At 61.2% G+C, this 25,360-nt stretch carries 24 protein-coding genes and 1 tRNA gene; 11 read left to right on the top strand and 14 right to left on the bottom strand.

The window, feature by feature from the left end:
• From xylA to xylF, 5 genes are all read right to left on the bottom strand, one after another.
• Positions 1 to 1,160 (bottom strand): xylose isomerase (xylA, locus tag ACK4TM_RS04890; RefSeq protein ID WP_409697602.1); only part of this gene is annotated, 1,160 nt, incomplete at its 3' end.
• The gene (xylB, locus tag ACK4TM_RS04885; protein ID WP_409697599.1) at positions 1,157 to 2,596 is read right to left on the bottom strand and encodes a xylulokinase; all 1,440 of its coding nucleotides are present in this window, start codon (positions 2,594 to 2,596) and stop codon (positions 1,157 to 1,159) included. The genes xylB and xylA, both read right to left, overlap by 4 nt.
• Complete coding sequence (locus ACK4TM_RS04880) at positions 2,596 to 3,345, bottom strand: ATP-binding cassette domain-containing protein (protein WP_409697596.1); 750 nt, start codon at positions 3,343 to 3,345, stop codon at positions 2,596 to 2,598. Before ACK4TM_RS04880 ends, xylB begins: the two co-directional genes overlap by 1 nt.
• The gene (locus tag ACK4TM_RS04875) at positions 3,342 to 4,637 is read right to left on the bottom strand and encodes a sugar ABC transporter permease (RefSeq protein WP_409697592.1); all 1,296 of its coding nucleotides are present in this window, start codon (positions 4,635 to 4,637) and stop codon (positions 3,342 to 3,344) included. Before ACK4TM_RS04875 ends, ACK4TM_RS04880 begins: the two co-directional genes overlap by 4 nt.
• A 125-nt stretch (positions 4,638 to 4,762) precedes the next feature.
• Positions 4,763 to 5,791: a D-xylose ABC transporter substrate-binding protein gene (xylF, locus tag ACK4TM_RS04870; protein ID WP_409697589.1), complete on the bottom strand. Its 1,029-nt coding sequence runs from the start codon at positions 5,789 to 5,791 to the stop codon at positions 4,763 to 4,765.
• Positions 5,792 to 6,002: 211 nt separating this feature from the next.
• Here xylF and ACK4TM_RS04865 point away from each other — a divergent pair, with 211 nt between their 5' ends.
• On the top strand, positions 6,003 to 7,268 hold the full coding sequence (locus tag ACK4TM_RS04865) for an ROK family protein (protein WP_409697586.1): 1,266 nt from the start codon (positions 6,003 to 6,005) through the stop codon (positions 7,266 to 7,268).
• Entirely contained in the window at positions 7,265 to 8,752 is a 1,488-nt protein-coding gene (locus ACK4TM_RS04860) for a CRTAC1 family protein (protein ID WP_409697583.1), read from the top strand. The genes ACK4TM_RS04865 and ACK4TM_RS04860 overlap by 4 nt, the downstream gene beginning before the upstream one ends.
• On the opposite strand, the gene ACK4TM_RS04855 is transcribed toward ACK4TM_RS04860, so the two are convergent.
• Complete coding sequence (locus tag ACK4TM_RS04855; protein ID WP_409697580.1) at positions 8,723 to 10,036, bottom strand: cytochrome-c peroxidase; 1,314 nt, start codon at positions 10,034 to 10,036, stop codon at positions 8,723 to 8,725. The two genes, ACK4TM_RS04860 and ACK4TM_RS04855, sit on opposite strands and share 30 nt — an antisense overlap.
• 54 nt (positions 10,037 to 10,090) lie before the next feature.
• Positions 10,091 to 11,371 (bottom strand): DUF3422 family protein, encoded by a 1,281-nt coding sequence (locus tag ACK4TM_RS04850; protein WP_409697577.1) that lies wholly within the window; start codon positions 11,369 to 11,371, stop codon positions 10,091 to 10,093.
• 142 nt (positions 11,372 to 11,513) lie between these two features.
• Here ACK4TM_RS04850 and ACK4TM_RS04845 point away from each other — a divergent pair, with 142 nt between their 5' ends.
• Positions 11,514 to 12,065, top strand: a complete 552-nt coding sequence (locus ACK4TM_RS04845; RefSeq protein ID WP_409697574.1) for a pseudouridine synthase — start codon at positions 11,514 to 11,516, stop codon at positions 12,063 to 12,065.
• Positions 12,066 to 12,128: 63 nt separating this feature from the next.
• Here ACK4TM_RS04845 and ACK4TM_RS04840 read toward each other — a convergent pair.
• Both ACK4TM_RS04840 and ACK4TM_RS04835 read right to left on the bottom strand, forming a co-directional pair.
• Positions 12,129 to 12,215: transfer RNA gene (locus ACK4TM_RS04840), tRNA-Leu, on the bottom strand.
• Between the two features lie 64 nt (positions 12,216 to 12,279).
• Positions 12,280 to 12,789 (bottom strand): DUF2306 domain-containing protein, encoded by a 510-nt coding sequence (locus ACK4TM_RS04835; RefSeq protein WP_409697571.1) that lies wholly within the window; start codon positions 12,787 to 12,789, stop codon positions 12,280 to 12,282.
• Positions 12,790 to 12,881: 92 nt separating this feature from the next.
• Here ACK4TM_RS04835 and ACK4TM_RS04830 point away from each other — a divergent pair, with 92 nt between their 5' ends.
• From ACK4TM_RS04830 to ACK4TM_RS04815, 4 genes are all read left to right on the top strand, one after another.
• Positions 12,882 to 13,643, top strand: a complete 762-nt coding sequence (locus tag ACK4TM_RS04830) for a LytTR family DNA-binding domain-containing protein (RefSeq protein WP_409697568.1) — start codon at positions 12,882 to 12,884, stop codon at positions 13,641 to 13,643.
• 3 nt (positions 13,644 to 13,646) lie between these two features.
• A complete protein-coding gene (gene lipB, locus ACK4TM_RS04825; RefSeq protein ID WP_409697565.1) occupies positions 13,647 to 14,312 on the top strand; it encodes a lipoyl(octanoyl) transferase LipB in 666 nt (221 codons plus the stop codon).
• Between the two features lie 149 nt (positions 14,313 to 14,461).
• A complete protein-coding gene (ctaD, locus tag ACK4TM_RS04820; RefSeq protein ID WP_409697562.1) occupies positions 14,462 to 16,120 on the top strand; it encodes a cytochrome c oxidase subunit I in 1,659 nt (552 codons plus the stop codon).
• 147 nt (positions 16,121 to 16,267) lie between these two features.
• On the top strand, positions 16,268 to 16,768 hold the full coding sequence (locus tag ACK4TM_RS04815; protein WP_409697559.1) for a DUF2244 domain-containing protein: 501 nt from the start codon (positions 16,268 to 16,270) through the stop codon (positions 16,766 to 16,768).
• 64 nt (positions 16,769 to 16,832) lie between these two features.
• Here the strand turns inward: ACK4TM_RS04815 and ACK4TM_RS04810 are convergent, their stop codons facing one another.
• Positions 16,833 to 17,294 carry a GatB/YqeY domain-containing protein gene (locus ACK4TM_RS04810; protein WP_409697556.1) on the bottom strand — a complete coding sequence of 154 codons (462 nt, stop codon included), beginning with the start codon at positions 17,292 to 17,294 and terminating at the stop codon, positions 16,833 to 16,835.
• A gap of 171 nt (positions 17,295 to 17,465) precedes the next feature.
• Here ACK4TM_RS04810 and carA point away from each other — a divergent pair, with 171 nt between their 5' ends.
• Together carA and ACK4TM_RS04800 are read left to right on the top strand one after the other, a co-directional pair.
• Positions 17,466 to 18,611: a glutamine-hydrolyzing carbamoyl-phosphate synthase small subunit gene (gene carA, locus ACK4TM_RS04805; RefSeq protein ID WP_409697553.1), complete on the top strand. Its 1,146-nt coding sequence runs from the start codon at positions 17,466 to 17,468 to the stop codon at positions 18,609 to 18,611.
• Positions 18,612 to 18,664: 53 nt separating this feature from the next.
• A complete protein-coding gene (locus tag ACK4TM_RS04800) occupies positions 18,665 to 20,557 on the top strand; it encodes a glycosyltransferase (RefSeq protein ID WP_409697550.1) in 1,893 nt (630 codons plus the stop codon).
• On the opposite strand, the gene ACK4TM_RS04795 is transcribed toward ACK4TM_RS04800, so the two are convergent.
• The gene (locus tag ACK4TM_RS04795; protein ID WP_409697547.1) at positions 20,511 to 21,164 is read right to left on the bottom strand and encodes a GntR family transcriptional regulator; all 654 of its coding nucleotides are present in this window, start codon (positions 21,162 to 21,164) and stop codon (positions 20,511 to 20,513) included. The genes ACK4TM_RS04800 and ACK4TM_RS04795 overlap by 47 nt on opposite strands.
• Positions 21,165 to 21,265: 101 nt before the next feature.
• On the opposite strand from ACK4TM_RS04795, the gene ACK4TM_RS04790 reads away from it, so the two are divergent.
• Complete coding sequence (locus ACK4TM_RS04790; protein ID WP_409697544.1) at positions 21,266 to 21,913, top strand: pyrimidine 5'-nucleotidase; 648 nt, start codon at positions 21,266 to 21,268, stop codon at positions 21,911 to 21,913.
• A 38-nt stretch (positions 21,914 to 21,951) separates the two neighbouring features.
• On the top strand, positions 21,952 to 23,142 hold the full coding sequence (locus tag ACK4TM_RS04785; protein ID WP_409697541.1) for a UbiH/UbiF family hydroxylase: 1,191 nt from the start codon (positions 21,952 to 21,954) through the stop codon (positions 23,140 to 23,142).
• Here ACK4TM_RS04785 and ACK4TM_RS04780 read toward each other — a convergent pair.
• The 3 genes from ACK4TM_RS04780 to ACK4TM_RS04770 form a co-directional block, all read right to left on the bottom strand.
• Positions 23,139 to 24,266, bottom strand: a complete 1,128-nt coding sequence (locus ACK4TM_RS04780) for an aminotransferase class V-fold PLP-dependent enzyme (RefSeq protein WP_409697538.1) — start codon at positions 24,264 to 24,266, stop codon at positions 23,139 to 23,141. The genes ACK4TM_RS04785 and ACK4TM_RS04780 overlap by 4 nt on opposite strands.
• A gap of 71 nt (positions 24,267 to 24,337) precedes the next feature.
• Positions 24,338 to 24,790 carry an Lrp/AsnC family transcriptional regulator gene (locus ACK4TM_RS04775; protein ID WP_409697535.1) on the bottom strand — a complete coding sequence of 151 codons (453 nt, stop codon included), beginning with the start codon at positions 24,788 to 24,790 and terminating at the stop codon, positions 24,338 to 24,340.
• Entirely contained in the window at positions 24,787 to 25,242 is a 456-nt protein-coding gene (locus ACK4TM_RS04770) for an Lrp/AsnC family transcriptional regulator (protein WP_409697532.1), read from the bottom strand. Before ACK4TM_RS04770 ends, ACK4TM_RS04775 begins: the two co-directional genes overlap by 4 nt.
• Positions 25,243 to 25,360: the final 118 nt, after the last annotated feature.

Genomic DNA, 25,360 nt, shown 5'->3' with positions numbered 1-25,360 from the left:
CCGGCGTAACGATCCTGACGCGCGGATTCCAGCTTGCCATCTTCCAGCATCGCGGCGGCGGCTTTCAGACCAGCCGCACAGGCATCCATCCCGCCGACATGGGCAAGGATCAGATCCTCTGCATCGAGGCTCTGACGTCGCAGTTTCGCGTCAAAGTTGGTACCGCCCGTGGTGAACCCGCCTGCGCGCAGCACCTCGTAATAGGCCAGCGCCATTTCGGGCACGTTATTAGGAAACTGGTCAGTATCCCAGCCGGACTGGTAATCGTTGCGGTTCATGTCGATGGACCCGAAAATTCCCAATTCCCGCGCCATTGCCAGTTCATGTTCGAACGAATGACCTGCCAGAATGGCATGGCCCTGTTCGATGTTCATCTTTACCTCGCCTTCAAGGCCGAACTCTTTCAGGAAACCATAGACGGTTGCGACATCATAGTCATACTGGTGCTTGGTCGGCTCCTGGGGTTTGGGTTCGATCAGGATCGCACCCTTGAAGCCCATCTTGTGTTTGTAGTCGACAACCATCTGCAGCATCCGGCCCGCCTGTGCGCGTTCACGGCCCATGTCGGTGTTGAGCAGGGTTTCATACCCTTCGCGCCCGCCCCAGAGGACGTAGTTTTCGCCGCCCAGTTTCATGGTCGCATCCATGCAGGTCTTGATCGTCGCGGCAGAGAAGGCAAACACATCGGGGTCAGGGTTCGTCGCGGCACCGGACATGAAACGCTTGTGCGAGAACAGGTTCGCCGTGCCCCACAGCAGTTTGACGCCGGTCGCGTCCATCTTTTCGGCGAAATAATCGACGATCTCTTCCAGATTGCGGGTGTTTTCCGCAAAGCTGTTTCCTTCCGGACGCACATCGGCGTCGTGGAAACAGAAATAGGGGACGTTCAGAAGCTGGAACATCTCGAATGCGACATCGGCCTTCATGCGGGCCATGTCCATACTGTCGCCGAACCACGGACGGTCGAATGTCTGCCCGCCGAACGGATCGCCGCCCGGCCATGCAAAGGAATGCCAATAGGCAGCGGCGAAACGCAGATGATCCTTCAGCGTCTTGCCCATCACGACCTCTTCTGGGTTGTAATGGCGGAAGGCGAAATCATTGTCGCTGTCCGGGCCTTCGTATTTGATGGCAGGAATGCCTTTGAAGAAATCGGTCATGATAGTCCTTTCAGAGCGGTATAGCTCGCGCGATAACGCGCATGGGCCTCGGCGAAGGCCGCGGTCAGTTTGGTGTCAGGGTCAATCGTGCGGGCGATTTTCGGGGCGGTGGCAATTTCGGCGCCTGCCCCGGTCGCGGCCATCAGGCCAAGGCGGGCCGCGCCAAAGGCACCGCCAAAATCACCCGCAACGGGCAGTTCAATCGGCAGATCAAGCGAGGTCGCAATCGCCTGCACCCAGTAATCAGATCGCGACCCGCCACCGACAGCGATCAGGCGGTTGATGCTGGTGCCGGTGCTGGTCAGCGCGTCGTGGCAATCGCGGATCGCGTGGGTCACACCTTCCAGCACCGCACGCGCCATCGCCTTGGTGTCGGTTGCATGATCCAGATGCAGGAACGCGCCCCGGATCGACGCATCGTTATGCGGGGTCCGTTCGCCGCCCAGGTAAGGCAGGAACAGCGGCTTACCGGGTGCCTGCAACGCGCCAAGGCTGCCGGTCAGCGTTGCGGCGGGTTTGTCCGCGATGCGCGCGAACCAGTTCAGCGCATCGGCGGCGGCGAGGATGACCCCCATCTGGTGCCATGTATCCGGCAAAGCGTGGCAGAACGTATGCACGGCACTGGCGGCATCGGGGTTGTAGGCATCGCTGGCGGCGAACAGCACACCGGATGTGCCGAGCGAGACGAATGCATCGCCCGCCTTGACCACACCCACGCCCACGGCGCTGGCGGCATTGTCGCCACCCCCGCCCGCGACGACCACGCCGCGCGGCAGGCCCCAGCGGGTGGCGAGTGCATCACGCACCTGCCCCGACACTTCAGACCCTTCTACAAGGCGCGGCATCTGCGCACGGCTCAGGTTCGTGGCCTCCAGCAGGTCATCCGACCAGTCGCGTTTCGCCACGTCGAGCCAGCTTGTGCCAGCGGCATCGGACATTTCCGCCACCGCCTCGCCCGTCAGCCACAGGCGCAGGTAATCCTTGGGCAGCAACACGCGGGCCACCTTGGCAAAGGTCGCCGGTTCGTGTTTGGCTACCCAAGCCAGTTTCGGCGCGGTGAATCCGGGAAACACGATATTGCCGGTCAGCGCCCGGAAACGTGGGTCTGCATCAAGCGCCGCCGCTTCCACGGCAGAGCGGGTGTCGTTCCACAGTATGCAGGGGCGCAGCAACTCGTCGGCGTCGTCCAGAAGGGTCGCGCCATGCATCTGGCCGGACAGACCAATCGCCTTGACCTCCGCCAGCGACACCTGCGCGCCCAGTTCGCGCATCACCGCATCGGTGGCGTCAAGCCATGTCGCGGGGGCCTGTTCGGACCAGCCGCTTTGCGGGCGCACAGCCTCCAGCGGGGCGGATGCCTCGGCCAGGATAGATTGATTGACGTCTATCAAAATTGCTTTCAGGCCGGATGTGCCCAGATCAAGACCAATAAACATCAGGCTGCTTTCTTTGGATTCTTGCCCAGAATGATCATCGACAGGATGTCATCCTCGGTCACATCCTCGACCCGTTCGGTGCCGACGACTTGCCCGTTCTTCATCACCGAGACACGGTCGCAGAGTTCCATCATCTCGCGCGTGTCATGGCTGATCAGGAAGATGCCCAGACCTTGCGCCTTCAGTTCCTGAATAAGATCCGCCACCATCTTGGTTTCATGCACACCAAGTGCTGCAGTCGGTTCATCCATGATCAGGATCTTGGCCTTGAAATAGACTGCGCGCGCGATGGCGACCGACTGGCGTTGACCGCCGGACAGGGCCGACACGGGTTCTTTCAGCTTTTTGAAATTGGGGTTCAGCCGCGCCATGATCTTGCGCGTCTCGGCCTCTTGCCGCCCGTCATCGACAAAACCGAAAGGCGTCGTCAGTTCGCGGCCCAGAAACAAGTTCGATGCCGCATCAAGGTTATCGGCCAGCGCCAGCGTTTGATAGATCGTCTCAATATTGTGGTCGCGGCTGTCGCGGGGGGATTGGAAATTCACTTTCTTGCCTTCGACCCAGATCTCGCCGGAATCCATCTTGTAGGCGCCCGACAGGATCTTGATCAGCGTCGATTTGCCAGCGCCGTTATGGCCCAGAAGGCCAACCACTTCACCGGGGTAAAGATCGATACTGACGTGATCCACCGCCTTGACCCCACCGAACGAGATCGAGATGTCTTTCATCTGTACAAGAGGTGTCATCATTTCGCTCCTGAATATTTGCGGTACTGGATGTCGATCCAGACGGCGAGGACCAGCACAAGGCCCACCACGATGTTCTGATAAGGCGCGTCGACACCGACCATCGCCATGCCGGATTGCAGCGATTGCATGATCAGCGCGCCGATGATGGCACCGTAAATCGTGCCGATCCCGCCCGCCAGCGCCGTGCCGCCGATCACCGCCGCAGCGATAACGCGCAATTCGTCCAATGTGCCGATATCGTTGGTGTGGTACCCCAGACGGGCCGAAGCGACGATGCCCCCCAGCGCGCAGAGCATGCCAACCATGGCGAAAATCTTGACCGTCAACAATTTCGTATTGATGCCTGACAATTCAGCGGCGTCAGGGTTGCCCCCGGTGGCAAAGATATACCGTCCCAGCCTTGTGCGCTGCGCGATGATTGTCATCACCACGGCGACGGCGATCAACAGCAGCACGGAATAGGGAATGCCATACCCGGCGGTGCAACCTTCAAGCTGCGCGCAGCCCCAACGCTCAAACTCGCGGGCGATCACGCGGTCGGGCACCGCATAGGCGTTCAGCACGGCGACAAAACCCAAGATCGCCGCGATCACAGCGCCGATCACGATCACCTCTGCCCACATTGGCTTGACGACAAATCCGTGGCTCATCTTGGTCCGGCGCGCCATCAGAATACCGACAGCGGCGGCTGCGGCGGCGATCATACCCACGACCCAGCTCCAGAATATGCCCAGCGTCCCGTTGATGCCGCCGAACAGCATATAGGTCTGGTCCAGCGGCCCGATCGTCTGCCCGTTGGTCAGATGCCAGGCCACGTTGCGCCAGATCAGCAGGCCACCCAATGTGACGATAAAGGCGGGGATCATCTGATAACCGATCAAATAGCCCTGAAACGCCCCGATCAGCGCGCCGGTCAGGATACCGGCAGCAATCGTGATCCATGGGATCATCGGATGGCCGATTTCCAGCCCGAACATCTGCGGCAAGAATTGCGTCTGCGTGATCGCCATGACAGCGGTGGTTGTCGCCAGCAAGGCACCCACCGACAGATCAATATGGCGGGTGACGATCACGAACACCATGCCGGTCGCCATGATCGCGACCGAGACTGTCTGGATCGACAGGTTGAAAATATTGCGCGGCGTCAGGAACCGCTGGTCCGACCAGATATGGAACACGATCCAGATCAGGATCAGCGCCCCGATCATGCCCAGCAGACGTGTGTCCACTTCCAGCGTTTTGAAAAGGGACCGGCGCGTGCTGGTAGACGCAGAGGCAGTTTGATCAGACATAGCTTTGCTCCATCGCAGCCAATTGCGCAGGGTCAGCGACCAATTGTTTGCTTGAAAAAGAAATGCGGGACCCTGCACATTTGCAGGGTCCCTTTCGGTGGCGGATCATCCCCGCCACCTGCGACTTAGTTACAAGGTGCCGGGCCGTTCGTCACGCCCTGGCAAAGAGATTCAACGGTGATCCAGCCCGCATCGGTCACGTCCGACAGGTTGTCGGCGGTGATCGGCAGCGGCTCCAGGAAGATCGCAGTCATTTCGGTGCCCGCAGGCGATGTCCATGTTTCGCTGCCTTCGACAGCGGTCATGTCACCGTCGGACCCGGCCAGCGCGACCGCGATTTCAGCCGCAGCGCGGCCCAGATCACGGGCGTCTTTCCAGACCGAAACAGTCTGCGTGCCAAGGGCGACACGGTTCAGCGCGGCATGATCGCCGTCCTGACCAGAGACAGGAATGCCTTCCATGCCCTGCGCGGTCAGTGCGGCCACGACGCCACCAGCAGTACCATCGTTCGATGCAACGACAGCATCGACTGCGTTGTCATTCGCGGTCAGGATCTGTTCCATGTTGCGCTGTGCGTTGGCAGGCAACCAGCCATCGGTATAGGCTTCGGCGACGATGGTGATCGCGCCGCTGTCAATCGCATCCTGCAGGATCTCTTGCTGGCCGCCACGCAGGAAATCCGCGTTCGGGTCAGTGGGCGAGCCCTTGATCATGACGTAATTGCCTTCTGGCATCTGCTCCAGCACGGCGCGGGCCTGCATCCGGCCGACTTCGACGTTGTCGAAGGTCAGATAGAAGGCGCGCGGATCTTCGATCAGGCGGTCATAGGCGACGACGGGGATACCTTCGTTGGCAGCGGCTTCGACAGCGGGGCCAATCGCGGCGCTATCCTGTGCCAGGATGATCAGTGCGTCAACGCCCTGGGCGATCAGGCTTTCGACATCGGACAATTGCTTGGCCGAGGATGATTGCGCATCGGCGGACACATAGGTTGCGCCGGCTTCGTCCAAGGCGGCGCGAATCGCAGCCTCATCCGTCTGCCAACGCTCTTCCTGGAAATTCGACCAGCTGACGCCAATTGTCAGGTCCTGCGCCAAAGCAGCAGAGTTAAAGCCAGCGACAGCAATCGCGGCAGCGATAATGGATTTATGCATGTATTCCTCCCAGAAATGCGGCCCTCATGCAGTGAGGGTGTGGGTTTTCGAACCCTACAGCGCCCAAAATGCCATATTAAATTCACTTGTCAAAATAAAAATTGCCTCTTCTGGTGAAAAACCGCTTTGAGACTGCGGATTTATTGGGCAGTCTGTGAAGACCTCGGGTTTTTACTGAATATGGACCCGTTAATAATTCAGGCGTTGAACTATGTATGACGAAATCACATCCGGCGGCGACGAATCGCCCTTGTCGTCAGGCTGTGGCCCATTGTTGCCGACGGCCAGCGCTGTGGCGAAACCGCTGCGCCAGCAGATTTTCGAACATGTGCGCGGCGCTGGCCGGGCGGCGCGCGCCGATGTCACCCGCGCGCTGGGAATCAGCGCAGGGTCGGCCACCACCCTGACCGCCGATCTGATCGCCGCGGGTTTTCTGCGCGAGGTCGAAGGCCTGCCGCGCGAAACCGGCCGTGGCCGCCCGCCCGTGGCGCTGGAAGTCGTATCAGAGGCGTGCCACGTCATCGGGATCAAGCTCTCGGATGAAGTACATACTGCCGTGCTGACTGATTTTTCCGGCCAGATGGTGGCAGATGCCAGCCTGCCCACCCCGCCCACGCGTAAATCGCTGCCCGATCTGCTGGATGAAATCGCCGTCCTGATCGGGCTTGTGCTGAAAGGCACCGGCAAGGAATTATGCGATATCGCCGCTGTCGGGATCGGCCTGTCCGGGATCGTAGACCACAAGACCGGCACCGTGCCGTGGTCGCCGCTGTTGGCCGATCGCGAAATGGACCTTGGCACCGCCTTCGTGGCGCGCTTCGGTCTGCCATTATACGTCGATAACGATGCCAATGTGCTGACGCTTGCCGAGCTGTGGTTCGGGGCGGGCCGGTCCATGACGGATTTCGCCGTTGTCACCATCGAACATGGCGTCGGCATGGGGCTGGTGCTGGACAACCGCCTGTTCCGTGGATCGCGCGGCATGGGGCTGGAACTGGGTCATACCAAGGTGCAATTGGACGGCGCATTGTGCCGCTGCGGCCAGCGCGGCTGTCTGGAGGCTTATCTGGCCGACTACGCATTGGCGCGTGAAGCCGCGACAGCCCTGCACCGCAATCCGCGCAACCTGCAAAGCCCCAATGCGATGCTGGATGCCCTGTTCGCGCAGGCCAAGGCGGGCAATCAGGCCGCGCGCACGATCTTTCGCCGCGCCGGGCGCTATTTGTCGGTGGGGCTTGCCAATGTGATCCAGTTGTTTGACCCCGAACTGATCATCCTGTCGGGTGAACGGATGCAATATGATTATCTTTATTCCGAGGAAGTTCTGGCCGAAATGCAGCGCCTGACACTGAACAATGGCCGCGCGCCCTGCCGGATCGAAATCCACGCCTGGGGCGATATGGTCTGGGCGCGCGGTGCCTCTGCGCTGGCGCTGGCCGCCGTCACGGACCGGGTGCTGGGAGAGACGCGGGCATGATCCGGGCGCTGGCGCTCTGCCTCACGGCGACATCCGCCAGCGCCGAGGTGGTGTTCGAGGATCGCTCCGACGTTTTGCCTGCCCACAGCTACGCCGGCGGGTGGGAACATTTCGTCGGTGGCGGTGTCGCCGTTTTCGACTGCAACGCCAATGGGTTGCCAGACATCTTTGCGGCAGGCGGTGAAAATCCCGCGATACTGCTGCGCAATGACGGGAATTTCACCTTCACCAACATTTCCCTGCCGGAAATGACAGGTGTAACAGGGGCTTACCCCATCGATATTGATGCCGACGGCGCGATGGATCTGTTCGTGCTACGGGTCGGCCCGAATATCGTGCTGCGCGGTGATGGCGCTTGCGGTTTCACCGATGCGACCGCGGACTGGGACGTGCCAGCGGGTGACGCCTGGACAACGGCATTCACCGCATGGTGGGATGATGACGTAAGGCCAGTCATGGCCATCGGCAATTACGTCGACCGCGACGATCCCGACGGCCCGTTTGAGGCCTGCGATACCAACCAGATCCTGACCCCGGCGGAAGATGGCTATGTCAGCACGGATCTGACCCCCGGCTATTGCCCGCTGTCGATGCTGGCCGCACAGGACGCGCGCGGGCGGTTGACGCTCAGGCTGTCGAATGACCGCCATTACTATGTCCGCGGCGGGCATGAACAGATGTGGGACATCGCCGAGGGGCGCTTTCTGGGGGATGCGGATGGCTGGCAGAACGTCTCGCTTTGGGGGATGGGGATCGCCAGCCGCGACCTGACGGGCAACGGGCGTGACGATGTGATGCTGACCTCGATGGGCGATCAACTGCTGCAACTCGCGCAGGATGACGGCACCTATGCCAACGCGCCCTACGGCATCGGCACCTATGCACAACGCCCGCATACCGGCGATGACGGGCGGCCATCCACCGGCTGGCACGCCGAATTCGCCGATGTCGACAATGACGGGCGCGCCGATCTTTTCATCGCCAAGGGCAATGTCGATCAGATGCCGGGGCTGGCGATGGCCGATCCCAACAACCTGCTGATGCAGCAACCGGACGGCACCTTTGCCGAGGCTGGGCTGACCGCAGGCATCGCGACCACCGCGCGGTCCCGCGGTGCGGCGCTGGCAGATTTCGACGGTGACGGATTGCTCGATCTGATCGTCGTCAACCGCCGCGCGCCATTAGAGATTTACCGCAATGCGACCGAAAGCACCGGCAATTGGCTGGCCGTGGCATTGGAGCAATCGGGCGGCAACCGCAATGCCATCGGGGCGGTGGTGACAGTCACGACCGAATACGCCACACAAAGCCAGCAAAATACAATCGGCGGCGGTCATGCCGGGGGCAAGGCGCTGCCATTGCATTTCGGCCTCGGTGCAGCGGAAGACGCAGCGATCACCGTCACCTGGCCCGATGGGGCGCAAAGCCGCGACATGGCACCGGCGAACGCACCGTTAATCCTGCGGCACCCGCGCGACAGATAGGCCACTTGGCACAGAGTCGGGGATTCCCAGCACGCCGGTTTTCACCTGTGGATCGGTCAGCGTGTCCAGAAACGCCAGTAAAGCGTCCAATGCACCGTCGTCCAATAGGACCGGATCAACAGCGACCGCTGCGGCAATGCCCGCACTGTCGGCAAACCCGCGTGTATCATCCACCGGCAGCGCAGGCAGCAGAGCCTGATCCAGATCATAGCTGTCCAGCGCTGCCACAGGGTCCAGATGCGCGGTGACAAAATCACGCAGATCAGCATAGGCCCCCGAATGCCCATAGGGACCGGTCAGCGCGATATTGCGCAGGCTTGGCGTGCGGAATGCAAACATATCCGCTGCATCGCCCGTCACCCGGAACCGCCCCAGATCACTGGCATGGCTTTCGAACCGTTCGCCCTTGCCCGGCCCGATCTGCGGCACCCCCATGGCGTGAAACCGGTGGTCGGTCAGGAACGGACCGGCATGACAGGTGCCGCATCCGGCATCGCCGTAAAACAGCGCCATGCCGGTGGCGGCGGGTTCGGGCAAGTCAGCTGCGCCGCGCAGAACCGCGTCGAATGGCGCGTTATCAGACCGCCATTCCAGTTCCATGAACGCCGCCACAGCGTTGGAAATATCGGTGAACCCGATCTGCGCGGAATCGTCGATATGATCGTAAACGGCGATGAAACGATCAGCATAGGCCGGAATATCCGCCACCCTGCGCGAGATGATATCCCAGGCCCCGCCCTGCCCCGTGATCATGCCACGGCGCACGGCTTGCGAAACGTCGTTTTCACTGTAATGGCCCGCCATTTCATCGCCGGAAAGCACCGGAAACATCGTTTGCGCCGACAACAGCGATGCAAACCCCGTTACCATATCATCCGCCAGCGGTGTACGCAGGCCGCCGGGGCGGTTGGCATCCACCTCGATCCGGCCATCGTGGAACAGGACGGTGAATTCCCGCGCGCCCAGATTGAACAGCGCGGGCGAATTGCGCGGGATGCGTTGCTCGGGCATGTTGGCAGGATCGGCGACGCGATCAGGCCCCAGCCCCGTGCCGCCGTCGCCCAGACCCAGCGACAAACCATCGCTGGTGCCAAAGGCCGGATGATGACAGGTGGCGCAGGACACATCCCTGTTCCCCGACAGGATCGGATCATAGAACAACAACTGGCCCAGTTCCGCCTCCAGCCGGTTCACGGGGTGGAAATCCGCATCGCTGAGCGCGCGCGGCAAATCCTGCGCAGCCGCACCGCTGGCCATGACTGAAAAAATAATGATCAGACGCATCTGTCCCCCGCTGGCGCGATGCTATTCACCCGTGGGGCGGCTGGCAAGATGGGACTATTCCATGCGCTTGCGGATCCTGTGCACCATAAACCACACCAACAAAAGAACGATGGGCGTGGCGACGGCGGTCATGATCGGTTTGGTTGTGTTCAGAATCCGTTCCAACGGGGCAGCCATGTAAAGCGCGAGATTGACCGCATAATAACTGATCGCCACGACAGACAGACCTTCGACCGTGCGTTGCAGGCGCAATTGCAAATCGGCGCGCTTGTCCATGCTGGTCAGCAGTTCCTGATTCTGCGCAGAGCGTTCCACATCGACCCGCGTGCGCAACAGATCGCCCGCACGCAGCGCGCGTTCCGACATCGCATATAGCCGCGCTTCGGTCGATTTGACCGTCCGCATCGCAGGGTCAAAGCGGCGCATCATGAATTCGCCAAAGGTCTGCCGCCCGGCAAAACGCTCTTCACGCAAGACCGAAATCCGCTGGTTGACGATGGTTTCATACGCCCCCGCAGCGCCAAACCGGAATGTCGTTTCGGCGATCGTATTCTCGATCTCGGCGGACACCTGCAGCAAGGATCGCAGCACCTTGGCAGGTTCCGTCACGGATTGACGCATATCGGCCAAAAGCCCGGTCAATGTGCGGTCGAATTCCCCCATCTTGGGCCCAAGCGACCGGGCCTTGGACAGGGCGAGCATCGACATCGCCTTATAGGTTTCAATCTCGCACAGGCGCTGGACGACGCGGCCAATGCGGCGGTCATCGACCTGTGGGCGCGCGAATACCGCAAACCGCATATGGCCGGCGCTATCGATGCGAAAATCGCCGGCGATCACCAGATCGTTTTCGACCACGCGGCTGATGGCCAGGCTTTCGGGCACAAACCAGTCATGGACCTTTTCCAATATGCCATCGTCACCTTCCACCACCTCGACCCTTATCAGGGCCGACGTGACGCGGGTGCCCGGTGCCTTGGATAGCCAGTCATCGGGGAACACGTCAAAGGTGACAGCCTCGAACGGGCGGCTGGCCACGCCTTCGCCAAACACGGTGTAGGTGACGAATTCAGTGTGGCTTTCCCATTTCAACTGATGCTTGCCGAGGGTGCCAAAGTAATGCGTGGCCTCCGGCTGGGGGTGCTGCGCGCCGAAACGGTCAAGCAAATCAATCAGATGCGCCCTGTCCGCTGCACGGTCGCGGCCTGCGGCATTGCTGGCCGGTTTGATCGCCAGATAGGCGGCCCGGCTGGGCGCGCCGACAGCGGGAAACGGCCTCGCATGCAATTCATTCGCCAGCGTATAGCGCAAGGGATGGTCGGCAATCGGTGGCATCAAACGGGCTTTCACTGTCGGCTTTGGCCTACATTAGCGCGCATATCCAACCTGTAAACAGGAAAAGTGTTAATTTCTAATTACTTAGTGGCACACAACGGTATACGATGGATCATGCGGTCATCGCGCGATAAAAGACGGCATGACCCGGATCATCTTGTTCAACAAACCTTTTGGCGTGCTGTCGCAATTCACCGATACGCGCAGCCCCTCGCCCCGGCCGACGTTGTCGGCCTATATCGATGTCCCCGGCGTCTATCCTGCGGGCAGGCTCGACCGCGACAGCGAAGGGTTGTTGCTGCTGACAGATGATGGCGCCCTGCAGGCCCAGATCGCCGACCCAAGGCACAAACTGCCCAAAACCTATCTGGTGCAGGTCGAAGGCGAACCGACGCAGGCAGACCTGGCCCCGTTGCAAACAGGCGTGACCTTGAACGACGGTCCCACCCGGCCCGCCGCCGTGCGCCTGATCGATCCCCCCGCCCTGTGGGATCGCGACCCGCCGGTGCGGTATCGCAAATCCGTGCCGGATTGCTGGATCGAGATCACCATCAGCGAAGGCCGCAACCGGCAGGTGCGCCGGATGACCGCACATATCGGTTTTCCGACGTTGCGGCTGGTACGCTGGCGCGTCGGCGATTGGACACTGGATGGGGTGGCACCGGGACACTGGCAGGATGCGGTCCCGCGCTGAGCGGACTGGACAAGGTTTTTCGGATGAAAAACCTTCAGCGCGCAGGATCAGGGGGGATTGCCTTGGTGCGGTCGGGGGGACTCGAACCCCCACGAATGTTACTTCACAGCGACCTCAACGCTGCGCGTCTACCAATTCCGCCACGACCGCATTGTCCAGGCTGAGTGATGACGTCTTTAGTGAATGCGCTGATCCTTCTCAAGGGCAAAAACGCCTAGCCTGCCGAATGCGGCATCCGGAACGGTCGCGGCCTGCGCCGCTGCAGGAAAACCAACCCGCTGACCCCCACGACAATGGCCAGCCACGCGGCATATGTGCCGCCGCCAGCCACCAGAACCTCATGCATGATCCGGCCCGGCAACAGCGTGAAGAGGCCCGCCAGCCCCAGCGCCCAGAACCAGATCTGGCGCATCGCCTTTTGATGGGCGGCGATCCGGCGCTGTCGCGCGTGACCCACCCCTTGCCATATCCCGATGAAGGTCAGCAGGCACAGCAGATGGATCGGCCCGAAATGACCAGCCAGGGCAGGCCCGCCTGAGGGGATGAACAACCCGGATGCCGCCAGTAACAGCATGCTGACCACCCACCCATAGCCCAGCACCTTGTGCCGCAGCCGTCCGCCCCGACCCCAGAGCACCAGTGGGCCCAGCACAAGCGCAGGCAAGGCCGCCATCACATGCAGCTGAATAATGAATGAAGCCTCAAAAAGAGGGCCAAGTGTCATGGCAAAGCCTCCGAAAAAGGTTAGACTTCGCTCCGGATGCCGCGCGACGGGTGACGGGCCAAGGGACGATACGTGAAACCGGGGAAAACTTCGTGAAAGACGGCCAGTCGCATTCCACGCTGCGCGAATGGCGCGACCACATGGCCCGGCCACGCGCCGTCGCGATCTTTGCCGGACTGGCCGTGATCCTGACCCTGATTGCCCCGTTCGAAACCGAACGCGCCGCGGGTCCGCTGATCCGGTTCTGCTATTGGCTGCTGGTTGCCGTGCTAACTTATGCGATTGGCTCTCTGGCGCATTGCTTCGCGCTTTTCCGCTTTGCCCGCCAGCCCGTCCTGCGCGTCGCCATCAGCATGCTGATCACCGCTGCGGGGGCAAATCTTGTCGTCTTCGGCGTCACCCTGCTGATCCTGTCCGATGTCCCCGCCGGGCTGGATCTGCTGCTGACCATCGTCAATATATCTGTCATCGCAATGATTATCGCCGGTATTTTCCATCTGCTGCCAGATCAGCCGGCCATGCAGGAAGAACACCGATCCTGCGCCCTGATGGACCGTCTGCCATTGGAAAAGCGTGGCCCGCTTGTGGCGCTTTCGGTAGAAGATCATTATGTCAGGGTCAGAACATTAGCCGGAGAGGATGTGCTGCTCATGCGTCTGTCAGATGCGATACGTGAAACCGGCGATATCAATGGCCTGCAGGTCCACCGGTCGCATTGGGTCGCACTTGATCAGGTGAAATCCGCGCGTCGCAGGGGTGACGGGGCCATCCTGCAGATGAATATTGGCCCGGATATCCCGGTCAGCCGGTCAAATCTGCCCGCCATCCGAAAGGCCGGGCTTTTGCCCCGCTGACGCATGGTGGAATGGATCATCACTGACGGTCTGACCGACTATCCACAGGCGCTGGCATTCATGGAACAGCGCGTGAACGCCATCATCGCGGGAACGGCGGATGAATGTATCTGGCTGCTGGAACATCCCCCACTTTATACGGCCGGCACCTCAGCCAAGCGTGCCGACCTGATCGCGCCAAACCGCTTTGCCGTGTATGATGCGCGGCGTGGTGGGGAATATACCTATCATGGCCCCGGCCAGCGCGTTGTCTATGTGATGCTCGACGTCGGCAGGCGTGGTCATGATCTGCGCCGCTTTGTCCAGGATCTGGAAAGCTGGGTGATCGGCACGCTGGACACATTCAACGTCAAAGGCGAAATCCGCGCGGGCCGCGTCGGCGTCTGGGTGCAACGCCCCGAAAAACCGCGCCATGCGGATGGTTCATTGGCCGAAGACAAAATCGCCGCCATCGGCATACGCATGCGCAAGTGGGTGTCGTTTCACGGCCTATCGATCAATGTGGACCCCGATCTGGGGCATTTCGACGGGATCGTGCCCTGCGGCATCCGCGATCATGGTGTGACATCACTGGTCGATCTGGGCCTGCCAGTCAGCATGGGTGACCTCGACGTGGCGCTGCGGCAAACTTTCGCTGCCAACATGTCAGAGGCGCGCATTCAGACCTGACCCGCAGGCGCCCCCCTGCGCCAATATAACCCAACTCTACAGGTGCATCCGCAGTTGCCCCGCGCGGTGCAAGCGACTAGAACCCGATACAACGACCGCCCACGCTTGAATCGGCGGCGTCGATCTGTAGCCAATACGAGGAGAGCCACATGGCGGACGCAGCCATCCACGGCGATGCACACGAAGACAACCGGGGCTTCTTTACCCGGTGGTTCATGTCCACAAATCACAAGGATATCGGGGTCCTTTACCTGTTCGCCGCAGGTATCCTGGGGTTCGTGTCGGTGGCATTCACCGTCTATATGCGCCTCGAACTGATGCATCCCGGTGTACAATATATGTGTACCGAAGGGTTCAGGACCGATCCCTGCACGCCCAACGGTCATCTGTGGAACGTGCTGATCACCTATCACGGCGTGTTGATGATGTTCTTCGTCGTCATCCCCGCGCTGTTCGGTGGTTTCGGCAACTACTTCATGCCATTGCAGATCGGCGCGCCGGATATGGCGTTCCCACGGCTGAACAACCTGTCTTTCTGGCTGTTCGTGGCCGGTGGCGCGATGGGTGTGGCCTCGATGTTTTCGCCGGGCGGCAATGGTCAGCTTGGCGCGGGCGTCGGCTGGGTCATGTATCCGCCCCTGTCCACGAATGAGGCAGGCATGTCGATGGATCTCGCGATCTTCGCGGTCCACCTGTCGGGGGCGTCGTCCATTCTTGGCGCGATCAACATCATCACCACTTTCCTGAACATGCGCGCGCCGGGCATGACGCTCCACAAGGTGCCGCTGTTCGCCTGGTCGATCTTCGTGACTGCATGGATGATCCTGCTGGCGCTGCCGGTGCTGGCCGGTGCGATCACCATGTTGCTGACCGACCGGAATTTCGGCACGACGTTTTTCCAACCGGAAGGCGGCGGCGACCCGGTGCTGTACCAGCACATCCTGTGGTTCTTCGGTCACCCCGAAGTGTACATCATCATCATTCCCGGTTTTGGCATCATCAGCCACGTCATCGCCACCTTCAGCCGCAAGCCGATCTTTGGCTATCTGCCGATGGTCTATGCGATGGTCGCAATCGGGGTGCTGGGCTTTGTCGTCTGGGCGCACCACATGTATACGGTGGGCATGTCCCTGACACAGCAAAGCTATTTCATGCTGGCGACCATGGTCATCGCGGTGCCGACCGGGGTGAAAATCTTCAGCTGGATCGCCACGATGTGGGGCGGCTCGATCGAGTTCAAGACACCGATGCTCTGGGCGTTCGGTTTCCTGTTTCTGTTTACCGTCGGTGGCGTCACGGGCATCGTGCTGTCGCAGGCCGGGATCGACCGGGTTTACCATGACACCTATTATGTCGTCGCCCACTTCCACTATGTCATGAGCTTGGGTGCGGTCTTCGCCATCTTTGCAGGGATCTATTTCTACCTGCCCAAGATGTCGGGCCGCATGTATCCTGAATGGGCTGGCAAGCTGCATTTCTGGGCCATGTTCATCGGTGCCAACATCACCTTCTTCCCGCAGCACTTTCTGGGTCGCCAGGGGATGCCACGTCGTTACATCGACTATCCCGAGGCCTTTGCCTTGTGGAACCTGGTATCCACCTGGGGTGCGTTTTTGTCCTTTGCGTCGTTCCTGTTCTTCATCGGGGTGCTGGCCTGGACGCTGCTGCGCGGGCGTCGCGTGACGGAAAACAACCCCTGGAACGAATATGCCGACACGCTGGAATGGACCCTGCCCTGCCCGCCGCCAGAGCATACATTCGAAACGCTGCCCAAGCGCGAAGACTGGGACAAGCAACATTCCCACTAGCCTTTGCTAGCGGAACAAAAAGCCCCCGGTTTCCGGGGGCTTTTTTTATGTTCGCCCTAACCTAAATGGTCTGCTGAGCAGTGACAGTTTCACGCATGGACCAGTCACCGGTCAGGACGCAGATTGTCCGCGAGCGAGGAATTACACATGCCCTATGAATGGACCCCCGACCAACCGCATACCGATCCGGAATGGCAGTTGAGCCTTTGGCCCTATCGGTCCTTGCTGCGCAAGGATTTCGTCCTGTTCATGGGGGCGACGGCGGCCTTGATCGCCCTGCCGCTGATCACCCTTCTGGGCACCGTGGTCCTTTGGGCGTTGCTGCCGTTTTTTGGGGTGATGTTCTGGGGGCTGTGGACCGCGCTGAACATCAGCTACAAACGTGGTGAGGTGCTGGAGGAACTGGTGGTCGATGATCAATCCGCCCATCTGACCCGCTACAACCCCGAAGGCGGCCGGCAGGAATGGCACGCCAACCGTTACTGGGTGACGGTGCATCTGCATCCCAAGGGCGGGCCGGTCGAAAACTACATCACCCTGCGCGGCGGCGACCGCGAGGTCGAGATCGGGGCGTTTCTGGATGTCTCGGAACGGCTGGCGCTTTACGGCGATCTCAAGCGTGCCTTGCGCGGGGGTGGTGTGCCATAAGTTCCCCTGTGCGCGCCGGGGCAAAAAGATGCCTCCGGCGGGCTATGCAGGCCCGGCGATGACCTTAGCCCAGCCGGGATTTCACCAGCGGACCTGCTTTTGCGAAATCCATCTGGCCGGTGTAATTGGCTTTCAGTTCGGCCATCACCTTGCCCATGTCGCGGATGTTTTCCGCCCCGACACTGGCAATTGCGGCATCCACGGCGGCTTCTGCCTCGGCCTCCGACAATTGGCGGGGCAAAAATTCCTCGATCACCTTGATCTCGGACAATTCCTTTTCCGCCAGTTCCAGCCTGCCGCCCTCTTCATAGGCGCGGGCACTTTCCTGGCGTTGTTTGACCATCCGGCCCATGATCGCCAGCACATCGGCATCAGACAAGCCTGCGCCTTCTTCGGCGGTGCCGCGCAGTGCGATGTCGCGGTCTTTGATGGCGGCGTTGATCAGGCGCAGGGTGGACAGCCTGTCCGCCTCTTTCGCCCGCATCGCATCTTTCAAAGCCGCCGTGATCCGGTCGCGCAATTGCATGGAATATCCTGTGTTTACTGCACCAAAGAACCCGCACCATACCGCCTTGACCCGTGGCTGACAAGCAGCCCTGACGCCACGGTATACCTTGTTTGCAAGGTGGTATCGGGCCTTGACCCTTGGCCCCTGCCCCCGTAAACCCGGACCAATTTGACGGATGGAGTTCGGGTCATGACGCAGAAACCAACGGCTTGCCTTGCACTGGCGGATGGCACGATCTTCTATGGGATGGGCTTTGGCGCCACGGGTGAAACGGTGGCAGAGCTGTGTTTCAACACAGCCATGACCGGCTATCAGGAAATCATGACAGATCCGTCCTATGCCGGGCAGGTCATCACCTTTACCTTTCCCCATATCGGCAATACCGGCGTCAACGTCGATGACGACGAGACCGTCGATCCGGTCGCCGAAGGCATGGTGGTGAAATGGGACCCCACCGATGCCTCCAACTGGCGCGCGACAAGCGAGCTGAAAACCTGGCTGGCCAGCCGCAACCGTATCGGCATGGGCGGTGTCGACACCCGCCGCCTGACACGTGCGATCCGCCAGCAGGGTGCGCCGCATGTCGCATTGGCGCATGATCCCGAAGGGAAATTCGATCTGGAACGTCTTGTCGCCAAGGCCCGCGCCTTTGCCGGTCTCGAAGGGCTGGATCTGGCCAAGGATGTCACCTGCGCGCAATCTTACCGCTGGAACGAAATGCGTTGGGCCTGGCCCGAGGGCCACCAGCCGCAGACCAACGCGCGTCACAAGGTCGTCGCCATCGATTTCGGCGCAAAGCGCAGTATCCTGCGCTGTCTGGCGTCGGCAGGTTGCGATGTGACCGTCCTGCCCGCCTCTGCCACGGCCGAGGATGTGCTGGCGCTGAAGCCTGACGGTGTGTTCCTGTCGAACGGCCCCGGTGATCCGGCTGCAACCGGCGCCTATGCCGTGCCGATGATCCAGGGCGTTCTGGCAACGGATATCCCCGTCTTCGGGATCTGTCTGGGCCATCAGATGCTGGCGCTGGCACTAGGCGCACGCACGGTCAAGATGAACCACGGCCATCACGGGGCCAACCATCCGGTCAAGGATATGGAAACTGGCAAGGTTGAAATAACATCTATGAATCATGGGTTTACCGTGGACAGCCAGACCCTGCCCGCCGGTGTGATCGAAACCCATGTGTCGCTGTTCGACGGGTCCAACTGCGGCATCCGCCTTGATGGTCGCCCCGTATTCAGCGTGCAATACCACCCCGAGGCAAGCCCAGGCCCACAAGACAGCTATTACCTGTTCGAACGCTTTGCCGAAGCGATGGATGGTGTGACGGCTTAACCTTTCCTTAATCTACTGTATGGATAATCGCCGGATGTAAGGCGGATAATTCCATGCTTGATTTTACCAAGGCTACGGCCGACTGGCCCCAACTCCCGCCCCATGACAGCGCGTTGCTGGCGTCATTGGTGGAAAAGGGAATCATGTCGCAGCTTGAAGCGGATCGCGCCATGGCGGTCGCCTTGCGGCTGGATGTGCCGCTTACCGATGTGCTGCTGCGGCAGTGCAACTTGAATCCCGGTTTGCTAGCCAGTCATCAAGGCAAAGCATTCGGCGCACAGGTCGTCGATCCAGGCATCCAACCGCCTGACCCGCTGCTGGTGGATAAGATCGGCCCTGACGCCTGTTTGCGCAATGGCGTTCTGCCTTGGCGCATCATCCACGGAACCACCGTGATCCTGACCCCCACGCCAGAGCATTTCGAATCGCAGCGCGCTAATCTTGAGACGATATTCGGAAATATCCGCATGGGGATCACCACCGATCAGCAACTGACAGAAGTGGTACAATCGCTTCATGGTGCCAGATTCGCAGCAGAGGCCGAAACCTTCGTGGCATCCAGAGAAAGTTGTCGTCACTGGAATACCGCTGGCGCGTCCCGCGTCGCTGCTGTCGGTCTCTGCGCCCTGATCGCGCTGGCGATCCTGGCACCCGGTGCGCTGGTCGTCGGCTTGATGGTCTGGGCCATCGGCGCGCTGGCATTGACAACCGCGTTGAAAGTCACCGCCGCCGTCATCAGTTTGCGCCCCCGCCCGTTGCAGTTTGCGCCGGTGGCGGAATCCCGATTGCCCGTCATCACCGTGCTGGTCCCGCTATACCGCGAAACGGCGATTGCCTCGCATCTGCTGGTCCGGCTCGCGGCGCTGCGATATCCGCGCGCCCTGCTGGATGTCTGCCTCGTGCTGGAACAGGATGACGCCACCACGCGCGCTACGCTGGCACGCACGAATTTACCCGGCTGGATCAGGGCGATCACCGTGCCGCCCGGGCAGGTCAAGACCAAGCCGCGCGCGCTGAATTATGCCTTGCGCTTTGCACGGGGCAGCATCATCGGCGTCTGGGACGCCGAGGATGCGCCCGCCCCCGACCAATTGCATGTCGTCGCCCGCCATTTTGCGCATGCGGCGCCTGACGTGGCCTGTCTGCAGGGGGTGCTGGATTACTACAACACCGGCAGCAACTGGCTGACGCGCTGCTTTACCATCGAATATGCGGCTTGGTTCCGCGTTGTGCTCCCAGGACTGGCGCACATGGGTCTGGTGATTCCGTTAGGTGGCACAACATTGTTTTTCCGCCGTGATGTGCTGGAACGACTGGGCGCATGGGATGCCCATAACGTGACCGAAGACGCCGATCTGGGCCTGCGCCTGGCACGCCACGGCTATAAGACGGCCCTGATCCCCACCGTGACCATGGAAGAGGCAAATGGCCGCGCCTGGCCTTGGGTCAAGCAAAGATCACGCTGGCTCAAGGGATATGCGATCACCTATGGCGTGCATATGCGCAACCCCGCGCGATTGCTGCGCGCATTGGGCTGGTGGCGGTTCTGCGGGGTGCAGGTCCTGTTCGGCGGCACGCTCAGTCTGTTCCTGCTGATGCCGATCTTCTGGTCGCTCTGGCTGATCCCGCTGGGGTTTTGGCATCCGATCGTGGGCTGGACTTCACCGGCTGTGTTCCAAATCATCTGGATCAGCTTTTTCCTGTCCGAAATCCTTGCCTTGTTCGTCAATCTTGTCGGGCTGCACAAGGCCGGCAAACTGCGGCTGTGGGGTTGGGCGCTGACCTTGCCGGTCTATTTTCCGCTTGGTGCGCTGGCCGCCTATCGCGGATTCGCGGAACTGGTCACACGCCCGTTCTACTGGGACAAGACCGCGCATGGCGTGCGGCGCAAAGGACCCGCTACTCCGCCGCCTCGACCGCCGCCGCGTCCAGTTTCAGCCGCGTGATAAAGGCGGCAGAGATATGATCGCGCAACGCACGATAGGCGGCGTCGCCATCACCAGCCGCTATCGCCTGCACGATCTGGGCATGTTCCTGCAAGGTCTGCGCGCCGCGCCCTTCGGCCGCCAGCGATGTCGTCGCGAGCAACGCCATAGACCGATGCACGAGGTCCAGCTGCTGCACCAGAAACCGGTTATGGGACGCCAGATGGATCTGTTTGTGAAACCGGCGGTTGGCACGGCTCAGCGCTGCGGGATCAGTGATCAGCTTCTTGTCGGCCCTCAGCATATCCTGCAGGACCTTGACCTCTTCGGGTGCGGCATGCCGCGCGGCAAGCCGGGCCGCCAACCCTTCCAACTCACCCCGGACGACGTAAAGTTCAGCCAGTTGCGAATGATCCAGCGACGCCACGATCAATGACCGCCCGTCGCGCGTCAGCAGCGATTGTGTTTCCAACCGCTGCAACGCCTCGCGGATCGGGGTACGCGACACGCCGAACCGTTCGGCAAGCTCGCTTTCCACCAGCCGGTCACCCGGTTTATAAAGGTGGCTGTCTATCGCCTCCAGTATCAGGGCATAGGCGTCTTTTTGCGGATGGCGTGGGTCTTGCATCGGGGGGCCTGTCGTTTGATCCACAGACCATACGCCGCTTGCCCCCCGCCAAGCAAGCCAAAGCAGTTGCGCCCACCCAGGGCCGGTATTATCCAGACGTCATGGTTGCCCGGCATTTTGCACATATCGACACATGGGTCTTCGACCTCGACAATACGCTTTATCACCGCTCTGCCGGGCTTTTCGCGCAGATGGATGTGCGGTTCGCGGCCTATGTCATGCGCATCACCGGGCTGGATCAGGCCCGCGCCCTGCGGCTAGCGCATGAATATTGGGTCGCCCATGGGTCCACCCTGGCGGGGCTGATGGCCGAACATGACGTGGACCCCACGGATTTCCTGGCCGATGTGCATGATATCGACATCACCCATCTGACACCCGACCCGGCGCTGTCCACCGCCGTCGCTGGCCTGCCCGGGCGCAGGATCGTCTATACCAATGGGTCTGAAAATCACGCGAAACGGGTATTGGCCGCGCGCGGCCTGACGCGGTATTTTGATGCCGTCTACGGCGTCGAACACGCCAATTACCGGCCCAAACCCAGCGCAGAGGCTTTTGCCGCCATCTTTACCAAAGACGGCGTCACCCCCGCCACAGCCGCCATGTTCGAAGACGAAGCGCGCAACCTGACCGTCCCGCACGGGCTGGGCATGCGCACCGTGCATGTCCATGAAACCCCTGAACAGGCCCGCCATATCCACCACGGCGCGCCCGATCTGACGGCTTTCTTGTCGCAGCTTGCGCGCTGATCCTTCTCAACCCCGCCGCGGCGGACTATGTCATATGCATGGAACGCAAAAACGCTGACATTCTGATCGCCGGCGGCGGTGTCGCCGGTCTGACCGCCGCCGCCGCCTTTGGCGCTGCGGGTTTTGCCGTGGTCATCGTCGATCCCGCGCCGCCCGTGACCGATGCCCACAGCGACGGTGCCGACCTGCGCACCACCGCTTTTCTGCAACCGGCACAGGCGTTTCTGGCAAAGGCCGGGATCTGGCCCCGCCTTGCCGGTGATGCGACCCCGTTGCAGATCATGCGCATCATCGATGCCGCAGCCCACCCGCCCGTGCTGCGCGACTTCGACGCCAGCGATATTTCCGATCTGCCCTTCGGGTGGAACCTGCCCAACTGGCTCTTGCGCCGCGAAATCGTGGCGCGGCTGCATGATCTGCCCAATGTCGACTTCCGCCCCGGCACCGGTTTCGCTGGCATGGTAGCGCGACTTGATACCGCGCTTGTGAACCTGACCGACGGCACGCAGGTCAATGCGCGTCTGGTGATCGGCGCGGATGGGCGCGCGTCCCCTGTGCGGCAAAGCCTTGGGATATCCGCCACCACCCTGCGCTATGGACAAAAGGCCGTCACCTTTGCCGTCACCCATGACGCACCGCATGGTAACATCTCGACCGAGATTCACCGTGCGGGCGGCCCGTTCACGCTGGTCCCGCTGCCCGATCATGACGGCAAACCCTGTTCTGCCGTCGTCTGGATGGATCACGGGGCGGAATGCCTGCGCCGCGCGGCCCTGCCCCCCGAAAAATTCGAGGCAGAGGCAAACGACCGGTCCGCCTGGCATTATGGCCCGCTGAAGCTCGCGTCAAAACGCATGGTCTGGCCGATCATCAGCCAGATTGCCGATCAGATCACAGGGCCGCGCACCGCCTTGGTCGCGGAAGCCGCCCATGTCATGCCGCCCATCGGCGCACAGGGGCTAAACATGTCCCTGCGCGATCTGGCCTGCCTGCTCGACCTCGCGACTGCCAAGCCCGATGACCTCGGCGCCCCTGCCATGCTCGACAGCTACGCGCGCCAGCGCCACCCCGACATCAGGCTGCGGGTGGCCGGGATCGACGCACTGAACCGCACCTCAATGCTGGGCGGCAGCACGGTGCAAGACATGCGGGCAAGGGGGATCGCCGCACTTTACGGCATCACCCCGGTGCGGCGGACGTTGATGCAACTGGGGCTGGGTGCCGGTTAAAGCACCTTGTCCAGCACCGGCCCAAGCCGCGCCAACGTGCCAGACACATCATAGAGCTTGTCCAGCCCGAACAAACCCAACCGGAATGTGCGGAAATCCGCAGGCTCGTCACATTGCAGTGGCACACCAGCGGCGATCTGCATCCCTTCACCAGCGAATTTCGACCCGTTCTGCACGCCCGGATCATCGGTATAGCTGACCACAACGCCCGGCGCTTCAAACCCCGGCGCGGCGACGGACAAAAGGCCCTTGTCCGCCAATACCTTGCGCACTGCACTCCCCAGCTCCCATTGCGCCGCCTTCAGCCGGTCAAACCCGTAATCGCGCGTCTCGACTATCGTATCGCGGAACGCGCGCAGCCCGTCAGTCGGCATCGTCGCGTGATAGGCATGGCCGCCGTTTTCATAGGCCTGCATGATCGCGTGCCATTTCTTCAGGTCCACAGCAAAGGAATTGGACACCGTGCCCGCCATCCTGTCCACCGCGCGCTGCGACAGCATCACCAAGCCTGCCGACGGGGTCGAAGACCAGCCCTTTTGCGGCGCGGAGATCAGCACATCGACGCCCGTCGCCTTCATATCAACCCAGACACAGCCCGAGGCGATGCAATCCAGCACCATGATCGCCCCCACCTCATGCGCGGCAGCGGCCAGCGCGGTCAGGTAATCATCCGGCAGAATGATCCCCGCCGATGTTTCCACATGCGGCGCGAACACCACATCCGGGCGCGCGGCGCGAATCGCCGCCACGACATCATCGATCGGCGCGGGGGCAAAGGCCGCACGGCTATCATTGCCCGCCTGGCGCGCCTTCATGACCGTGGTCTGCGCGGTGAACTGACCAGCGTCAAAGATCTGGCTCCAGCGATAGGAAAACCAGCCATTGCGCACGATTAGGGCATGCGCCCCCGCGCCGAACTGGCGCGCCACGGCTTCCATCGCATATGTCCCGCCGCCGGGCACAATGGCCACATGATCGGCGGCATAAACTTCTTTCAGCATGGCAGAGATGTCGTTCATCACCCCCTGAAACGCCTTGGACATATGATTAAGCGAGCGGTCGGTAAACACGACCGAAAACTCCATCAATCCGTCCGGATCAATTCCCTTGGCTGCACCGTCCATCACGCTCTCCCTTGCTTGATTGGGTCTTGCTAAGGCAGGACCTGCGCAAAATCAAAACCTATCTGCATCCGTCACAACGGCCCCGGTCGGCGTTCTTCGGACAACAGCACATTGGCCTCGACATTGCCGACACCGGGCAGCGTCATCAACCGGCGGCGCAGCACGCGTTCAAAATCCGCCAGATCACGTGCGACGACACGCAGGCGGTAATCATACAGCCCCAATACATGCTCGACGCTCTGCACCTCGGGGATCGCACCCACCGCACGTTCAAAATCCTCCAGACTGACACGGCCCTTTGTGGCAAGCTTTACCCCCAGAAACACCGTCACACCGAACCCGGCCTTGTCCGCATCCAGATGCAGATACCGGCCCGCGATCACCCCTGCGTCCTGCAGGCGCTTGATCCGCCGCCAGGTCGCAGGCTGGCTCAACCCCAGTTTGCGCGCCAGCTGCGTGGTCGGCTGATCGGCGTTGGCGACAAGGGCGCGTAAGATCGCGCGGTCCAGATCATCCAGCGTCACAGCGGCAACCGCGCGTCGGCTTTGATGGTCGCGACATTCATCAACGCCTCAATATCCGCGATATGCGGCAGTTCCAGAATTAGCTCACGATAGATCCGCTGGTAATCCGCCAGATCACGCGCGATCAGCGACAGGCGGACATCGACACGACCCAGAAAGGTCTGAATTTCAATCACCTCCGGCACCAGCCGGGCCGCCGCAAGAAATTCATCAAAGGCGCGCGATGCGGTCTTGTCCAGTGTGATCCGCAAACTGACCGCCACAGCATAGCCCAAAGCGCGCCAGTCAATGACGACCCGACTGCCCAGCAGCACCCCCGCCTCGCGCATCAGATCAAGACGGCGCGCGACCCGCGCAGGCGTGCTGCCCATAGCCTCGGCCAGATCGGGCACGCCCCGGCCCGGATCAGCCTGCAACAGGCGCAACAATCGGCGATCAACATCATCAAGCATAAATAAATCAATATTCAGCCAACAGACGCATAACAAGCTTCTTATTTCTCAAAATACCCAAAGAACGCCCCTCACTCATCACGAAAATCCCATTATAACCACCACAGTTCAACCAAAG

This window comes from Yoonia sp. (assembly GCF_046292185.1).
Taxonomy (GTDB): Bacteria; Pseudomonadota; Alphaproteobacteria; order Rhodobacterales; family Rhodobacteraceae; genus Yoonia.
This window is presented reverse-complemented; position numbering and strand designations above follow the sequence as displayed.

Excerpts from the sequence above, each read along its gene's own strand:
- ACK4TM_RS04790 (WP_409697544.1), top strand. The coding sequence starts at position 21,266 with ATGGTTGCCCGGCATTTTGCACATATCGACACATGGGTCTTCGACCTC.
- ACK4TM_RS04860 (WP_409697583.1), top strand. The coding sequence starts at position 7,265 with ATGATCCGGGCGCTGGCGCTCTGCCTCACGGCGACATCCGCCAGCGCC.
- ACK4TM_RS04845 (WP_409697574.1), top strand. The coding sequence starts at position 11,514 with ATGACCCGGATCATCTTGTTCAACAAACCTTTTGGCGTGCTGTCGCAA.
- ACK4TM_RS04785 (WP_409697541.1), top strand. The coding sequence starts at position 21,952 with ATGGAACGCAAAAACGCTGACATTCTGATCGCCGGCGGCGGTGTCGCC.
- ACK4TM_RS04815 (WP_409697559.1), top strand. The coding sequence starts at position 16,268 with ATGCCCTATGAATGGACCCCCGACCAACCGCATACCGATCCGGAATGG.
- ACK4TM_RS04880 (WP_409697596.1), bottom strand. The coding sequence starts at position 3,345 with ATGATGACACCTCTTGTACAGATGAAAGACATCTCGATCTCGTTCGGT.
- ACK4TM_RS04875 (WP_409697592.1), bottom strand. The coding sequence starts at position 4,637 with ATGTCTGATCAAACTGCCTCTGCGTCTACCAGCACGCGCCGGTCCCTT.
- ACK4TM_RS04795 (WP_409697547.1), bottom strand. The coding sequence starts at position 21,164 with ATGCAAGACCCACGCCATCCGCAAAAAGACGCCTATGCCCTGATACTG.
- lipB (WP_409697565.1), top strand. The coding sequence starts at position 13,647 with ATGGTGGAATGGATCATCACTGACGGTCTGACCGACTATCCACAGGCG.
- ctaD (WP_409697562.1), top strand. The coding sequence starts at position 14,462 with ATGGCGGACGCAGCCATCCACGGCGATGCACACGAAGACAACCGGGGC.
- carA (WP_409697553.1), top strand. The coding sequence starts at position 17,466 with ATGACGCAGAAACCAACGGCTTGCCTTGCACTGGCGGATGGCACGATC.
- xylF (WP_409697589.1), bottom strand. The coding sequence starts at position 5,791 with ATGCATAAATCCATTATCGCTGCCGCGATTGCTGTCGCTGGCTTTAAC.
- ACK4TM_RS04855 (WP_409697580.1), bottom strand. The coding sequence starts at position 10,036 with ATGCGTCTGATCATTATTTTTTCAGTCATGGCCAGCGGTGCGGCTGCG.
- ACK4TM_RS04780 (WP_409697538.1), bottom strand. The coding sequence starts at position 24,266 with ATGGACGGTGCAGCCAAGGGAATTGATCCGGACGGATTGATGGAGTTT.
- ACK4TM_RS04770 (WP_409697532.1), bottom strand. The coding sequence starts at position 25,242 with ATGCTTGATGATGTTGATCGCCGATTGTTGCGCCTGTTGCAGGCTGAT.
- ACK4TM_RS04835 (WP_409697571.1), bottom strand. The coding sequence starts at position 12,789 with ATGACACTTGGCCCTCTTTTTGAGGCTTCATTCATTATTCAGCTGCAT.
- ACK4TM_RS04800 (WP_409697550.1), top strand. The coding sequence starts at position 18,665 with ATGCTTGATTTTACCAAGGCTACGGCCGACTGGCCCCAACTCCCGCCC.
- ACK4TM_RS04850 (WP_409697577.1), bottom strand. The coding sequence starts at position 11,371 with ATGCCACCGATTGCCGACCATCCCTTGCGCTATACGCTGGCGAATGAA.
- xylB (WP_409697599.1), bottom strand. The coding sequence starts at position 2,596 with ATGTTTATTGGTCTTGATCTGGGCACATCCGGCCTGAAAGCAATTTTG.
- ACK4TM_RS04810 (WP_409697556.1), bottom strand. The coding sequence starts at position 17,294 with ATGCAATTGCGCGACCGGATCACGGCGGCTTTGAAAGATGCGATGCGG.
- ACK4TM_RS04865 (WP_409697586.1), top strand. The coding sequence starts at position 6,003 with ATGTATGACGAAATCACATCCGGCGGCGACGAATCGCCCTTGTCGTCA.